Source organism: Paracoccus versutus (genome assembly GCF_000763885.1).
GTDB classification, from domain to species: Bacteria; Pseudomonadota; Alphaproteobacteria; order Rhodobacterales; family Rhodobacteraceae; genus Paracoccus; species Paracoccus versutus.
Window position 1 is genome coordinate 63,144 of sequence record NZ_JRKO01000012.1, and the last position, 13,827, is coordinate 76,970.

At 68.0% G+C, this 13,827-nt stretch carries 14 protein-coding genes; 5 read left to right on the forward strand and 9 right to left on the reverse strand.

Annotated elements, in window-relative coordinates:
- Window positions 1-33 precede the first annotated feature (33 nt).
- A complete protein-coding gene (pheT, locus tag IT40_RS07030; protein ID WP_036752307.1) occupies window positions 34-2,421 on the reverse strand; it encodes a phenylalanine--tRNA ligase subunit beta in 2,388 nt (795 codons plus the stop codon).
- Between the two features lie 195 nt (window positions 2,422-2,616).
- Between pheT and IT40_RS07035 the strand changes: the two genes are divergently transcribed.
- On the forward strand, window positions 2,617-2,928 hold the full coding sequence (locus tag IT40_RS07035; protein WP_036752310.1) for a TM2 domain-containing protein: 312 nt from the start codon (window positions 2,617-2,619) through the stop codon (window positions 2,926-2,928).
- Window positions 2,929-2,981: 53 nt separating this feature from the next.
- Here IT40_RS07035 and IT40_RS07040 read toward each other — a convergent pair whose 3' ends face one another.
- The 8 genes from IT40_RS07040 to pyk form a co-directional block, all read right to left on the reverse strand.
- A complete protein-coding gene (locus tag IT40_RS07040; RefSeq protein ID WP_147307263.1) occupies window positions 2,982-3,539 on the reverse strand; it encodes a hypothetical protein in 558 nt (185 codons plus the stop codon).
- Window positions 3,540-3,556: 17 nt separating this feature from the next.
- The gene (gene pheS / locus IT40_RS07045; RefSeq protein WP_036752316.1) at window positions 3,557-4,648 is read right to left on the reverse strand and encodes a phenylalanine--tRNA ligase subunit alpha; all 1,092 of its coding nucleotides are present in this window, start codon (window positions 4,646-4,648) and stop codon (window positions 3,557-3,559) included.
- Between the two features lie 62 nt (window positions 4,649-4,710).
- Window positions 4,711-5,055: an arsenate reductase family protein gene (locus IT40_RS07050; protein WP_036752319.1), complete on the reverse strand. Its 345-nt coding sequence runs from the start codon at window positions 5,053-5,055 to the stop codon at window positions 4,711-4,713.
- A gap of 31 nt (window positions 5,056-5,086) precedes the next feature.
- Window positions 5,087-6,448 carry a cytochrome P450 gene (locus tag IT40_RS07055; RefSeq protein ID WP_036752322.1) on the reverse strand — a complete coding sequence of 454 codons (1,362 nt, stop codon included), beginning with the start codon at window positions 6,446-6,448 and terminating at the stop codon, window positions 5,087-5,089.
- Window positions 6,449-6,647: 199 nt separating this feature from the next.
- Complete coding sequence (rplT, locus tag IT40_RS07060; RefSeq protein WP_011748559.1) at window positions 6,648-7,007, reverse strand: 50S ribosomal protein L20; 360 nt, start codon at window positions 7,005-7,007, stop codon at window positions 6,648-6,650.
- A gap of 12 nt (window positions 7,008-7,019) precedes the next feature.
- Window positions 7,020-7,220, reverse strand: a complete 201-nt coding sequence (rpmI, locus tag IT40_RS07065) for a 50S ribosomal protein L35 (RefSeq protein WP_017998717.1) — start codon at window positions 7,218-7,220, stop codon at window positions 7,020-7,022.
- 106 nt (window positions 7,221-7,326) lie between these two features.
- On the reverse strand, window positions 7,327-7,848 hold the full coding sequence (locus tag IT40_RS07070) for a hypothetical protein (RefSeq protein ID WP_036752325.1): 522 nt from the start codon (window positions 7,846-7,848) through the stop codon (window positions 7,327-7,329).
- Between the two features lie 40 nt (window positions 7,849-7,888).
- The gene (pyk, locus tag IT40_RS07075) at window positions 7,889-9,334 is read right to left on the reverse strand and encodes a pyruvate kinase (RefSeq protein ID WP_036752328.1); all 1,446 of its coding nucleotides are present in this window, start codon (window positions 9,332-9,334) and stop codon (window positions 7,889-7,891) included.
- Window positions 9,335-9,454: 120 nt separating this feature from the next.
- Here pyk and IT40_RS07080 point away from each other — a divergent pair, with 120 nt between their 5' ends.
- The 4 genes from IT40_RS07080 to IT40_RS07095 all read left to right on the forward strand — a co-directional run bounded on the left by IT40_RS07080 (window position 9,455) and on the right by IT40_RS07095 (window position 13,827).
- A complete protein-coding gene (locus IT40_RS07080) occupies window positions 9,455-10,195 on the forward strand; it encodes an N-formylglutamate amidohydrolase (protein WP_036752331.1) in 741 nt (246 codons plus the stop codon).
- Between the two features lie 331 nt (window positions 10,196-10,526).
- Window positions 10,527-11,387, forward strand: a complete 861-nt coding sequence (locus tag IT40_RS07085; RefSeq protein WP_036752334.1) for a helix-turn-helix domain-containing protein — start codon at window positions 10,527-10,529, stop codon at window positions 11,385-11,387.
- A 257-nt stretch (window positions 11,388-11,644) separates the two neighbouring features.
- The gene (locus tag IT40_RS07090) at window positions 11,645-13,084 is read left to right on the forward strand and encodes a plasmid recombination protein (protein WP_036752337.1); all 1,440 of its coding nucleotides are present in this window, start codon (window positions 11,645-11,647) and stop codon (window positions 13,082-13,084) included.
- On the forward strand, window positions 13,081-13,827 hold the full coding sequence (locus IT40_RS07095; RefSeq protein ID WP_036752340.1) for a hypothetical protein: 747 nt from the start codon (window positions 13,081-13,083) through the stop codon (window positions 13,825-13,827). The genes IT40_RS07090 and IT40_RS07095 overlap by 4 nt, the downstream gene beginning before the upstream one ends.

Genomic DNA, 13,827 nt, shown 5'->3' on the forward strand with positions numbered 1-13,827 from the left:
GCCGGGGCGCGGACCCCGGCCCCATGGCCCGCCCTAGCTGCGCAGCACGCCGCCGGTGGCCTTGCCGACCTTTTCGACGATCTTGGCGCTGACCGCCTCGATCTCGGCATCGGTCAGGGTCTTTTCCCGCGGCTGCAACCGCGCGGTGATGGCGATGGACTTCTTGCCGCCTTCCAGCCCGGTAAACTGGTCAAAGACCGTCACCCGCTCGATCAGCGCCTTGTCCGCGCCCGCCGCGGCATTGACCAGCGCCAGCGCCTCGACGCCGCCATCCACCACGAAGGCGAAGTCGCGCTCGACCGCCTGCAGGTCCGACAGCACCAGCGCCGGGCGCGAGGGCGTCCTGACCTTGGGCAGCGGCACGGCGGCGATGCGCAGGGTAAAGCCGACCGCCGCGCCCTTGATGCCGAAATGGCGCAGCACGCGGGGGTGGATCTCGCCGAAGGTGGCCAGCGTATTCGGCCCCAGCGCGATGTTCCCCGCCCGGCCGGGATGCCACCAGCCGTCCAGCTTGCGGTTGATCTGGGCTTTCGCGGGGGCGCCGATGGCCTGCAACACCGCCTCGGCATCGGCCTTGGCGTCGTAGATGTCCACCTTGCGCCGCGAGGCATAGGGGTCGCGCGCCGCGTTCGCCCCGACCAGGATGCCCGACAGGTGCAGATCCTGCTCGCCCGGCTCGCCGCCCGAAAAGACCGGGCCGCATTCGAACAGCGCCAGGTCGGCAAAGCCGCGCGCCTGGTTGCGCGCCGCCGCCGCCAGCAGGCCCGGCAGCAGGTCGGGGCGCATATGCGTCATCTCGCTGCTGATCGGGTTCTCGATCCTGACCGCCTCGGAACCCCCGCCGAACAGCGCCGCGGCCTTATGGTCGATGAAGCTGTAGGTCACGCATTCGTTGTAGCCCAGCGAGGCCGCCATGCGCCGCGCCGCCTGTTCGCGGCGCTGCAGGGGGGTCAGCACCGGCTGCGGCACGCCCGCCTGCGGGCGCGGCAGCGGCTGGCCCTGCAGCTTGGTCAGGCTGGCGATGCGCGCCACCTCCTCGACCAGGTCGGCGCTGCCCTGCACGTCGGGTCGCCAGCTGGGCACGAAAGCCCGGTCGCCCTCCAGCCGGAAACCCAGCGCGGCCAGCGTCGCGCGCTGCTCGGCCTCGGGGATGTCCATGCCGACCAGGCTGCTGACCCGCGCCGGCTCCAGAAGGTAGCTGCGGGTGGTGTCGGGAACCGCGCCCGCCGTCACCACCTCGGAAGCCTCGCCGCCGCACAGCTCCAGGATCATCTGCGTCGCCAGTTCCAGCCCCGGCCGGGTAAAGGCCGGGTCCGCGCCACGTTCGAAGCGATAGCGGGCGTCGGAGCTGATCTTCAGCGCCCGGCCCGCCGTGGCGATGGCGATGGGATCCCAATAGGCGCTTTCCAGGAAGACGTTCACCGTTTCCTCGGAACAGCCGGTCTCCTCGCCGCCCATGATGCCGGCGATGCTTTCCGGGCCGGCCTCATCGGCGATGATCATGGTGCCGGGGGCGAAGGCATAGATCTTGCCGTCCAGCGCCAGCAATTCCTCGCCCTCGGCCGAGGCGCGCACGGTCAGGTCGCCCCGCACCTTGTCGGCGTCGAAGACATGCAGCGGCCGGTTCAGGTCGAAGGTGAAGAAATTGGTGATGTCCACCAGCGTATTGATCGGCCGCAGCCCGATGGCGGTCAGCCGCTTTTGCAGCCAGTCCGGCGACGGCCCGTTCCTGACCCCGCGGATCAGCCGGCCGCTGAAGAACGGCGCCTTTTCCGCCATCTCGGGCGTGATCGTAACCTTGATGGGCGAGGCGAAGCTGCCCGGCACGGTCACGTCCCTGACCGGCTTCAGCCGGCCCAGCCCGCGCGCGGCAAGGTCGCGCGCGATGCCATGGACGCCCAGCGCGTCGGGGCGGTTCGGGGTGATCTTGATCTCGATCACCGGATCGACCGCCTCGGGACGGTTCGCGGCCAGCCAGTCGACGAACCTGTCGCCCACCTCGCCCGAGGGCAGTTCGATGATGCCGTCATGCTCCTCCGACAGCTCCAGCTCGCGTTCCGAGGCCATCATGCCATGGCTCTCGACGCCGCGGATCTTGCCGACGCCCAGGGTCACGTCGATGCCGGGGACGTAGTCGCCGGGCTTGGCCAGCACCACGGTAATGCCGGCGCGGGCGTTGGGGGCGCCGCAGACGATCTGCTTCTCGCCCTCGTCGGTCATGACGCGGCAGACCCGCAGCCGGTCGGCATCGGGATGCTGCTCGGCATGCAGAACCTTGGCCAGGGTAAAGGCCCCCAGCTTCGCCGCCGGATCGGCCACGCCCTCGACCTCGAGGCCAAGGTCGGTCAGCGCCTCGGTGATCTCATCGAGGCTGGCAGTGGTGTCGAGATGCTCCTTGAGCCAGGAGAGGGTGAATTTCATTGCGGCGGCTCCGTCGGGTTTGCGGGTGCTGTAACGCATGACGCGGCGGATTGGTAGGGTGGTGCCACCCGGATGCGAAGGCCCGGCATCCGGCGGGGCTCACCGCGAGATGGGCAAACATTCCGCGCATCGGCCCGCCCTTGTTGCGACGCCCATCCGGCCTATATGTGAATTGCATTAACATGGACGGAGCCGATGGACACGCAAAGGGAACTGCTGATCGAACAGAGGGTCGCGAATGACGCGAAATCGCCGCTGGTGGCTTACCTGCTGGCGATCCTGCTTTGGGGTTTCGGCGCGCATCGCATGTATCTGGGCCGCTGGGCCAGCGGCGTCGTCATGCTGCTGCTCTGGGGTCTTGGCTGGCTGTTGACGCCGGTGCTGATCGGCTGGCCGCTGGTCGGGCTGGTGTGTTTGTGGGCGCTGATCGACCTGTTCCTGATCCCCGGCATGATCCAGGACGACAAGGACGAAATGCGGCGGCGGTTGGGGTCGGGCTGGCGATAAAGGCTGCGGATCGAGGCGACATGGCTTTCCGGCATGCCGACTATGCCAGCGGATCACTTCAGGAGTTCGATTTCCTTGTGAGTTATCCATGCGACGACCATCGCGGCCGCCCCGGCAAAAATCGACATGATCGAAATCACGCCGAAGAACACGATAAGTCCGTTCTTCACCGGGCCGCGCTTCTGGCCGAATAGCTGGACGGTCCCAGCCGGAACCAGGGAACCATTTGCCCAGACGCCGGCGATGTCCGCTTTCTTCACCCCCGTCACCAGGATCCCGAACACATGATGCGCCGGTATGTTCGGCACTTGAAAGAAAGACCCGTTTTTCTCCCAGGCGATCGTGACGATCGGATCCCGATAGATATTTGCGACAGGCTTGCGAAAGTTCAGGCTGACATTCTGTAAGAGATCACTCCCCGAATTTTCCAGAAGGAAATAGACGCCCCCGCCGCAATACTCCAGGTTGGAACAGTTGGTCTCACCAGAACGGTCATCGGCCTGCCAGACCAAAGCAGCCGGCGCATGATACAGTTGGCCGAGATGCTTTACGACAAGTTCCAAGCCCGCGGTGATCGGATAGCCGATGAAGGCACCCGCGATGGCAGCCACCACGTGACTGCGAAAACTCACCGCGACAGCCCACCGCTCACGCTCGGCACATCCCCCGCCGCGAACCCGTAATGCCGCAGCCAGCGCAGATCGCTTTCAAAGAAGGCCCGCAGGTCGGGAATGCCGTATTTCAGCATGGCGATCCGGTCGATGCCCATGCCGAAGGCGAAGCCCTGCCATTCCTCGGGGTCGATGCCGCCGGCCGCCAGCACCTTGGGATGCACCATGCCCGAGCCCAGGATCTCGAGCCAGCTTTCCCCCTGGCCGATGGTCAGCTTGCCGCCTTCCCAGGAACAGCGGATGTCCACCTCGGCCGAAGGCTCGGTAAAGGGAAAATGCGAGGCGCGGAAGCGCAGCTCGACCTCGTCCACCTCGAAGAAGGCGCGGCAGAACTCCTCCAGCGTCCATTTCAGGTTCGCCATCGAGATGTCCTTGCCCAGCGCCAGCCCCTCGACCTGGTGGAACATCGGCGTATGGGTCTGGTCCATGTCCATGCGATAGACGCGGCCGGGGCAGATCACCCGGATCGGCGCGCCGGTCGCCTGCATGGCGCGGATCTGCACAGGCGAGGTATGGGTGCGCAGCACATGCGGCGGGCGCGGGTCGTCGGCAGAGCGCGCCATGAAGAAAGTGTCATGCTCCTGCCGGGCGGGATGCTCGGGCGGGATGTTCAGCGCGTCGAAGTTGAACCAGTCGCTTTCGATCTGCGGACCCTCGGCCACGCGGAAGCCCATGTCGGCAAAGATCGCCGTGACCTCCTCGGTCACCTGGCTGATCGGGTGGATGGTGCCCTGCGGACGCGGCCGTCCGGGCAGGGTCACGTCCAGCCATTCCTGCTTCAGCCGCGCATCCAGCGCCGCATCCTCCAGCCCCTGCTTGCGGGCGCGCAGGGCGGCGTCGATCTCGTCCTTAAGGCGGTTCAGGGCGGCGCCGGTGGTCTGGCGCTCCTCGGGCGTCATCCGGCCCAGCTCCTTCATCATGCCGCTGATCTCGCCCTTCTTGCCAAGGGCGGCCAGGCGCACCTGCTCCAGCGCGTCGCCGTCGGCGGCGGTCGAGATGCGGTCGAGATAGGACTGGCGAAGGGTGGTCAGGTCGGACTGGTCGGACATGGGCGGGCTTTCCTTGCGGTTTGCCCGCGCCGATTAGCACGCGGACGCCGCAGGGAAAAGCCTCAGCGGGCGAAGGTTTCCGCCACCCGCTCGGCCGGGCGGCACAGCCGCACCCCGCCGGGGCCGCAGACGAAGGGACGCTCGACCAGCAGCGGGTTATCGACCATGGCGGCCAGGATGTCGGCGTCGCCGGCGGCCAGCAGGCCGCGCGCCTCGGCATCGGTGCCCTTGACGCGCAAGGCCTGGCGCGGCGTCACGTCGGCGGCGGCGAACAGGCCCAGAAGCTGGCCGCGGCTCCAGCCCGCGCGGGCATAGTCGACGATCTCGGGCTCATGCCCGGCGTCGCGGATCATCTGCAGGACCTTGCGCGAGGTCGAGCAGGTCGGCTTGTGATAGATGGTGATCATGGCGCGACTTTGGCCCGGCCCGCGCGGGCTTTCAAGAGCGTTCCGCGACCTGCAGCCAAAGCCCGCCATGCGGCCGCAGGGTCAGGATCATGCGCGGCTGCGGCTGGCGCTCGGTCAGCGCAAAGCGGAAGCGGGCGACCAGCGTGGCCAGGATGATCACCGCCTCCTGCATGGCGAAGCTGGCGCCGATGCAGATCCGGGGACCGGCGCCGAAGGGCAGGAAGGCATAGCGGTCGCGAGTCACGCCGGGGGCGAAGCGCTCGGGGTCGAAACGGTCGGGATCATCCCAAAGCAGGCGGTGGCGATGCAGCGCATAGATCGGCAGCATGACCGTGTCGCCCCGCCGCACCTCGCGCCCGCCCAGGACGTCGGCCGTGCGCGCGGTGCGCGACAGGAAGGCGGCGGGGGGATAAAGCCGCAGCGCCTCCTCGACCACCTGGCGGATATAGGTCAGGCGCGGCAGGTCGGCGGCGGTCGCGGCGCGACCGCCCAGCACCGCGACCGCCTCGATGGCGGCGCGGTGCTGGACATCGGCGTCGAAGGCCAGCAGGTAAAGCGCCCAGGCAAGGGCCAGCGCCGTGGTCTCGTGCCCCGCGACGATGAAGGTCAGCAGGTTGTCGCGCAGCTCGGGCGTGCTCATGCGGCGCCGGGTCTCGGGGTCCACCCCTGCCCGCAACAGGTCCAGCAGGTCCGGCACCGGATGCGGGCCGGACCGGGCGCGCAGCCGGATCGCCTGGTCGGCCAGGCGCTTCATCCGCCGCAGGTCATTGCCCGAGAACAACCGCCCCGGTCGCGGAATCCAGCCGGGCAGGCCCAGAACGTCGAATACCGAAACCCGGGCCGCGCCGGCAATATAGGCGTCGATCGCCCGATGCACCGCGTCGCGGTCGAACCCCTCGTCGCCGGAAAAGGTCACGTCCGAGATCACCTCGAAGGTCGCGGCGGCGGTCTCGGAAAAGATCTCGACCCGCCCCGACGCCGCCGCCAGCCGGCGCGCGCAGGCCTCGGCGGCGGCGGTCATCACCGGGGCCAGCGCCTCGACATGGCGCTGGGAAAAGGCGGGTGCCGCGGCCAGGCGCTGCCAGCGCCAATGCGCGCCCTCGGCCACGAACAGCGAATTGCCGATGGCGGGCTCCAGGATCAGCCGGGTGACCAGCGATTTCGGATAATCCTCGACCCGGTCCTTCAGCACCCGGCGCAATGCCTCGGGGTCCATGACCATGTGCCAGCGCGCGCCCGTCCGCCCGGAAACCATGGGCTGGCGGGTGGCGATCTCGGGGATCAGCTCCAGCACGTTGCGCCGCGCGGCCAGGGCGCTGGCGATCACCCCGATCGGCTTGCGCTGCAAGGGCACGCGAACGGGATAGCGCGGGGAAGACAGATCCGGGGACATCAGCGCCGGCCTCCGCCGAAAAGGTCACGACCCCCGGCTTCTTTCGTGCCCAAATATCCTGGGGGAACGCCGGGCCGGCCCCATCGAGGGGCCGGCCCGGCGTGGGGGCAAAGCCCCCCTCGCCCCCCATGGTCCGGCCGCGAAAAAACCCGCGCCGGAAGCAGCGCGGGTTTCATCCGTTTCATCCTCTCGCCCCGACTCAGGCGGCGGCTTTCGCCTGCGCGACGACGGCCGCAAAGGCCTCGGGCTCGTGGACGGCCAGGTCGGCCAGGACCTTGCGGTCCACCTCGATGCCCGCTTTCGCCAGCGCGGCGATGAAGCGCGAATAGGTCATCTCGGCATCGACGGCGCGGACGGCGGCGTTGATGCGCTGGATCCACAGCGCCCGGAAGTTGCGCTTGCGCGTCTTGCGGTCGCGGGTCGCATACTGGTTGGCCTTGTCCACGGCCTGGGTCGCGGTGCGGAAATTCCGCGAACGGTTGCCGTAATAGCCTTTCGCCGCGTCCAGAACCTTCTTGTGGCGGGCGTGGGTGATCTTACCCGATTTGACTCGTGCCATGTCCGGTTCTCCTTAGCGGTTGTAGGGCATGTATTTCTTGACGATCTTCGCGTCCGCATCGGACAGGATCATGGTCCCGGTCACATCGCGGATGAATTTCGTCGAGCGCTTGATCATGCCGTGGCGCTTGCCGGCCGGGCCGGCCTTCACCTTGCCCGAGGCCGTCATCGAGAACCGCTTCTTGGCGGCCGCTTTCGTCTTCATCTTCGGCATTTTACTCTCCTTGCGGTCAGAGTGAACACGCGACTCGGCAATGCCATCGGCCGGCCGCGTGGGTGGAAGCGTGCGCTATAAGCGGGCACGCGCGGATTGGCAAGGGCTATTGGCCCTCGGCCTGCGCCTCGCCCTCGCCTGCATCCGGGGCGGCGGCATCGGCGGCGGGGGCTTCAGCAGCAGGCTCTTCGGCGGCAGGCTCTGCGGCGGCAGGCTCTGCGGCGACGGGTTCTTCCGCCGCGGGGGCCGCGGCCTCGGGCGCATCCGCTTCGGGCGCTTCGACCGCAGGGGGCTCGGCAGCGGGGGCCTCGACCGCCGGGGTCGCGGGCGCATCGGCGGCCGGGGTTTCCGCCGGCGCCTCCTCGGCCGGGGCCTCGGGCGCGGGGGCGGTCACCGGATCGGTGCCCGTCGTCACCTGCCCGTTCACCAGCCGCTGCCAGCTTTCCTGCAGGGACTGCACGCCGAAGGGCCGCTGGTCCAGCCACCCCCCGGCCAGAAGCATCGCAAGGCCCAGCACCAGCAGGATGGCGGCACCGCGGGGGGCCTGCGTGCGGGCCACCGACACGATGGCCATGAGGACCGAAAGAACGCAAAGCGCCACGCCGGCCAGCAGCAGGATGTCGATCATCGGATTACCTTTCCGTTGCGGATCTCTTTGAACCCGCGCCTTATTCTGGATCGGTACGATAGATCAAGCGCTCGTCGCATGGCGCGATGCGCAGGATGTTGGTGGTGCCGGGCACGTTGAAGGGCACGCCGGCCATGACGACGATCTGGTTCGTCTCGTCGGCAAAGCCGAAATCCCGCGCCGCCTTGGCCGCATTGACCACCGCCTGCTTGAAGCGCTCGAGCGAGGGGGTCTGCACGCAATGCGTGCCCCAGGTCAGGCACAGCCGGCGCAGCGTGTCCTGTTCCGAGGACATGGCGACGATCGGCACCCGCGGCCGCTCGCGCGCGGTCAGGCTGGCGGTGGTGCCCGACTGGGTGAAGGCGCAGATGCAGGAGATGTCGGTGGTCTCGGCGATCTCGCGCGCCGCGGCGACGATGGCATCGGCCACGGTCTGGCGCTTGGCGCTGCGCGAGCTTTCGATGATGTCGCGATAGGTCGGATCGCTTTCGACCGAGCGGGCAACGTTGTCCATGGTCGCGACCGCCTCGACCGGATAGGCCCCGGCGGCGCTTTCGGCCGAGAGCATCACCGCATCGGCGCCCTCGTAGATGGCGGTGGCCACGTCCGAGACCTCGGCGCGGGTCGGCATCGGGCTTTCGATCATCGATTCCAGCATCTGCGTGGCGACGATCACCGGCTTTGCCGCCGAGCGGCAGGCGCGCACCAGCCGCTTCTGGATCGGCGGCACGGAATGGACCGGCAGTTCGACCCCCAGGTCGCCCCGCGCCACCATGATCCCGTCCGAGACCTTGAGGATCTCGGAAAACGCGCGCACGGCGGCGGGCTTTTCGATCTTGGACAGGATGGCGGCGCGGCCCTTGGTCAGCTCGCGCGCCTCGATCACGTCCTCGGGGCGCTGCACGAAGCTCAGCGCCAGCCAGTCCACGCCCATCGCGCAGGCGAATTCCAGGTCGTCGCGGTCCTTGTCCGACAGCGCCGCCAGCGGCAGCACCACGTCGGGCACGTTCACGCCCTTGCGGTTCGAGATCGCGCCCCCCGCCGTCACCGTGCAATCGGCGAAATCGGCGCCGCAGGCCTCGACCCGCAGGCGGATCTTGCCGTCGTTGACCAGAAGCTCGGCGCCGGGCTCCAGCGCGGCAAAGATCTCGGGATGCGGCAATTGGACGCGGCTGGCATCGCCCGGCGCGGGGTCCAGGTCAAAACGGAAGGCCTGCCCGTCGGCCAGGTCGTGCGGGCCGTCGGCGAAGGTGCCGACGCGCAGCTTGGGCCCTTGCAGGTCGGCCAGCACGGCGATGGGGCGGCCTGATTCGGCCTCGACCCGGCGGATGATGTCATAGCGGGCGCGCTGTTCCTCATGCGTGCCGTGGCTCATGTTCAGGCGAAACACGTCCGCGCCGGCCTCGAAAAGGGCTCGGATGGTGGCGAAATCGCTGGATGCAGGGCCCAGGGTTGCCACGATCTTGACCTTGCGATGCCGTCTCATCCGTCTCTCCGTGCATGTTTGCGCTATCGTCGCCGCTGTTATGGCCTATCGGAGCGCTTGCGGCAACTGGTGCTTGGTCCGGCGATTGCCTAAACCTTGCAGCGGAAAGGCGACGGACGGATGACGGCACAGCCCTATTCAACGATCGGAGAGGACCGGCCCTCGCGCTGGCTGATCACCTGCGACCATGCGACGAACCGCGTGCCGGGCTGGATCGGCGGCGGCGAGCTGGGCATCGCGCCCGAGGACATGGCGCGCCACATCGCCTATGACGTGGGCGCGGCGGGGCTGACGCGCGCGCTGGCCGAGCGGCTGGACGCGCCGGCGATCCTGTCGGATTTCTCGCGGCTGGTGATCGACCCGAACCGGGGCGAGGACGACCCGACGCTGGTGATGCGCATCTATGACGGCACGGTGATTCCCGCCAACCGCCATATCGACGCGGCCGAGCGCGAAAGGCGGCTCGAGCGGCTCTATCGCCCCTATCACGCGGCCTATGCCCGGCTGGCGGCGATGCATCCGCGCCGGGCGATCTGCGCGATCCACAGCTTTACCCGGCAATTGCGCGGCCGGCCGCGCCGGCCCTGGGCGGTGGGGGTGCTTTATTCGCATCGCGACAAGCGGCTCGGCCCGGCGCTGGTGCGCGAATGCCGCGACCTGGGCTGGATCACCGGCGAGAACGAGCCCTATTCCGGCCATCTCGACGGCGATTCTATCGACCGCCATGCGCTGGCGCATGGCCGCCCGAACGTGCTGATCGAGGTCAGGAACGACCTGATCGCCGATGCGGCGGGCCAGCAGCTTTGGGCCGAGCGCCTGTCCGATGTGCTGGCAGGCTTCCTGGACCGGCGCGGCGTCTGAAACGGCTGGGCGCAGGCGGGGGATGACGGGCGGCCGCCTTGTCGATGGACAGGGCGATTTCAGGACAATGAAAAATGGCGGGGTTTGGTAGGCCCGGAGGGCGTCCGGGACATGCGGTAAATCAAGGACTTAGGGCGGCGAACCGGGAAAATCCGGTCCTTGATTTCATTGTGGAATTTCAGGGTTTGGCGAACCTTTTTCGGGGCGCACATACCCCCGAAACGAAAACTGCCGAGGGGGCTGGCACCCGCCTCGACAGCATTCAAAGTCTCGATATTCTTGGATTCTACCCGCCCCATGCTCGGTGCGCAAGCCTTGCGGAGATGGTGCGATGAGCTGGCGGGTTGCGAACCTTTGCGCCGAGCGCCGTTTCGGCAGCCCCGTGCGCAAGCAGATCATCATGTTTCTGGCGGACAAGGCGTCCGACGACGGTTCGGGCATCTGGTGCTCGAAAGGCACCATCGCGCGGCACACCGAGCTTGGCGATACCACGGTGAAGCGGGCGATCTCCGAGTTTCTGGCTGAGGGCATCCTGGTCGAAACGGGCCGACGCCCCTGCGTGAATGGATACACCGCGATCTATCGGATCGACCTTGATGCTGTCGGGTTGTTGGAGACGATTTCGGACCCCGACCTGGGGACGGGGTCCAGAGCGGACGGGGTCCGCAGCGGACCCGGTAGGGGGGCCAGTGTGGACGGGGTACCCGGTCCAGAGCGGACCCCAAACCATCCTAAAACCATCCAGAAACCACCTACGCGCGCGGAGACGCGCGAGGAGGCGGCAGAGGCTCCTGAACTGGCAAGGGTCTGGGCGGCCTATCCTGCGGATCGTCGGCGCGACCGGACGACCTGCCTGCGACGGATGCGCGAGGCGCTGGCCGAGGTTTCGCCCGATGAATTGCTCGCCGCCGTGCGGGCCTACGCCGCCGAGAGCGAGGGTTTCACGCGGTCCAAGGTCAGTTTCTCTGACAACTGGCTGCGGGATGGAAAGTGGCGGCGGTATGTCGAGGAGCTTCGGCGACGGAAGGCCGAGGCGGAAGCGGCTGCCGAGAAGCAACTTGTCCAAGTGGCGGCTTGGGTGAAGGCGCGGCACGGGATGTGCAAGCATGTGACCGAAGCGCAGGTCGCCTCCGCCATGGAGCGCGGGTTGCTCTTGCGGCAGGACGCGCAGGCAGCGGGGTTCATGCGATGATCCGGGTCATCCTGTCACCGCCCGCCCTCGCGCATGTCGCCCCGTCCCCGCGCAATGCCTTCGCGAAACCTGACCGCAGCGCCCATCACAAGGCTGGCGGAGGGCAGGTTTTGCAGCCGCCACCGGCGGCTTCGATCCGGGACGGATCGGCGGCGCAGTCGCTGGCGGGGTCGAGGGGCGTAGCGCCCTCGCCGACAGGTTGCTTGCAACCTAATAGTCGGTCCGTATTGCGTTTCTCTGGCAACGGGGGCTGAGCGATGCCCGGTCCCCAGTTCTTCCATGTCCAGACCTATTCCCGCAAGCCGAACGGGAAGGGCCAGTCGGTCGAGCAGGTTCTGGCCGAGGCCGGCCGCGCGCCGAAGTTCTCGCAGCATGTGGCCGCGCGTCAGGCGTATCGCATCGTCTTCGGTCTGTCGCCGCAGGAGGTCCAGGATCGCCATGACGAGATGGTCGCAGCGGGCGGCGTCACCGTCGCGTTGAAAGGCGGCAAGACCGCGCGCAGGGGTATCCGAAAGGACCGCCATACGCTGATGACCTGCGTGGCCTCTCACCCGTATCTGACCGCGCAGATCATGGGCGATCCCGCCGCGCGGGCGGATTACGGCGCATGGGTGGATCGCAATCTCCGGTTCCTCCGCGGCCTGTTCGGCAACCGCCTCGTCAGCGTGATCGAGCATGTCGATGAGGAGCATCCCCATCTCCACGCCTATGTCCTGCCGCTGGACGATCCAGGCTGTTCGGCGCGCGACCTCAATCCATGCTGGATCGCCAAGACCCGGGCGGAGGCCGAGGCGCGGGCGGCGGGGCATGACGACAAGACGGCGGTGAAGCTCGGGAACCTCGCCTACCGCGAGAGGGCGCGCGAGCTTCAGGACCAGTATCACCGGGAGGTTGGGCTGGCCTCCGGCCTGACCCGCACCGGGCCGAAGCGGGAGCGGTTGTCGCGGCAGCAGTGGCGGGCGCGGAAGGATGAGGCCGTGCGCGCGGCCCGGACCCTGCGCCAGATGGAGGAGATGGTGGGCGATCTGACCGACCGGGAGGAGGCGTTGACGCGCTCGGCCGAGGAGATGGCCCGCGATCTGGTGGCGAAGCTCGACCAGGCCGAAGCGCTGTTTGCCGAGGCGGAGACGGAGAAGGCTCTGGCGGTGCAGGAGCGCGCCAGAGCGGCGGCGGTTGCAGAGGCGCAGGAGAGGGAAGCAGCAGCCCGCCAGGCCGCTGCGGAGGAGGAGGCCAGGAAGATTAGGGTTTTGGCGCAGAAGGAGGCCGATGGGATGATCGCCCGCGCCGAGGCGGTGGCGGCCGACGCCACCCGGAGATCGGAGGAGAAGGCCCGGCAGCTTCACGAAGCGCGGCAGGCGTTCGAGGGCCAGAAAGCGGTTATCGCGCGACATGCCGCGAAGGAGGCGGCGGCCGTGGTGGTGCAGGTGATCGCTGGGGTTCTGACCGGCAGCGTGGGCATGAAACCTGATGGCTCGGGGTGGTTCATCCGGGACGAGGTGCTGCGCAGGCGGGTGCAGGCACTGCATCTCGGCGAGGCGCTGCGCGATGTCGTCGCGGTGGTCTCTGCACTGTGGGACCGGCTGACGGCACGTCTGTCGGCGGCCGATCTTTCCGGCGAACGTCACAACGCAACGGAACTGGCGCGTAAGCTCGATATGCCGCCTTTCTCCAACCGGCGAGGCGGGTTCGAGCCATGACCAACGATCTCGAAGCGCGGATCGCCGAACTGCGGCAACGGCGTCGGGCGGGACAGGAGGATACCGAGGTTGAACTGGACCGCCTGAAGGCCCAGCTTTCGGAGCATGTCCAGGGCATCAGGGCGGGCATGGACGACGAACTCGTGGACCGCATCGCCGAGTTCGCCACCGTCGGAAAGCTGGCCGCGAAGGCGTTGGAAACCGCAGAAAGGATACACCGGGAACACGAGGCCCTGGGTGAACGGATCACTGCCCACGGGGCCTTGCTCCGGCGGCAGGCGCGATTTGCATGGGCCGCCCTCGGCGGGGCATGTCTCGCCGCCGGGGCGGTTCTCCTGTTGGTGATCTGGACCGGGGCCGCGCTGAAACAGGCGGCAGCAAGAGAAGCCGACATCATCCGCGCCACGAATATCCGGGAACTGGCGGCCGCGCGTGACGAAGGAGAACGCGCCATTGCCACCCTGCACGAGCAGCTTGCTGGGCAGCGGACCTGGATCGAGCGTAGCATCGAGACGGTGGGCGTCGAACTGGCGAGCCTGACCGCCGAACGCGATGCGGTGCGGGCCGAGTTGGAACACTTCGCCGCCTTGCGCGACCGCCTCGGCATCCGGTTGATCGAGACCCGGACGCAGCCGGTCATCGTTGTGCCCGAGGGTCAGGAAATCCGCCTCTGGCGCGCGGCAGGCTTGCATGAACTCGCCCGCTATAACGGCCGGATGTATCGGGTTTTGGCGCGTGACTGA

What these genes read in the sequence shown, in the direction of transcription:
- rplT (WP_011748559.1), bottom strand. Translation starts at nt 7,007, where the DNA reads ATGGCACGAGTCAAATCGGGTAAGATCACCCACGCCCGCCACAAGAAG.
- pheS (WP_036752316.1), bottom strand. Translation starts at nt 4,648, where the DNA reads ATGTCCGACCAGTCCGACCTGACCACCCTTCGCCAGTCCTATCTCGAC.
- pyk (WP_036752328.1), bottom strand. Translation starts at nt 9,334, where the DNA reads ATGAGACGGCATCGCAAGGTCAAGATCGTGGCAACCCTGGGCCCTGCA.
- IT40_RS07050 (WP_036752319.1), bottom strand. Translation starts at nt 5,055, where the DNA reads ATGATCACCATCTATCACAAGCCGACCTGCTCGACCTCGCGCAAGGTC.
- IT40_RS07085 (WP_036752334.1), top strand. Translation starts at nt 10,527, where the DNA reads ATGAGCTGGCGGGTTGCGAACCTTTGCGCCGAGCGCCGTTTCGGCAGC.
- IT40_RS07070 (WP_036752325.1), bottom strand. Translation starts at nt 7,848, where the DNA reads ATGATCGACATCCTGCTGCTGGCCGGCGTGGCGCTTTGCGTTCTTTCG.
- pheT (WP_036752307.1), bottom strand. Translation starts at nt 2,421, where the DNA reads ATGAAATTCACCCTCTCCTGGCTCAAGGAGCATCTCGACACCACTGCC.
- IT40_RS07090 (WP_036752337.1), top strand. Translation starts at nt 11,645, where the DNA reads ATGCCCGGTCCCCAGTTCTTCCATGTCCAGACCTATTCCCGCAAGCCG.
- IT40_RS07035 (WP_036752310.1), top strand. Translation starts at nt 2,617, where the DNA reads ATGGACACGCAAAGGGAACTGCTGATCGAACAGAGGGTCGCGAATGAC.
- rpmI (WP_017998717.1), bottom strand. Translation starts at nt 7,220, where the DNA reads ATGCCGAAGATGAAGACGAAAGCGGCCGCCAAGAAGCGGTTCTCGATG.
- IT40_RS07055 (WP_036752322.1), bottom strand. Translation starts at nt 6,448, where the DNA reads ATGTCCCCGGATCTGTCTTCCCCGCGCTATCCCGTTCGCGTGCCCTTG.
- IT40_RS07095 (WP_036752340.1), top strand. Translation starts at nt 13,081, where the DNA reads ATGACCAACGATCTCGAAGCGCGGATCGCCGAACTGCGGCAACGGCGT.
- IT40_RS07080 (WP_036752331.1), top strand. Translation starts at nt 9,455, where the DNA reads ATGACGGCACAGCCCTATTCAACGATCGGAGAGGACCGGCCCTCGCGC.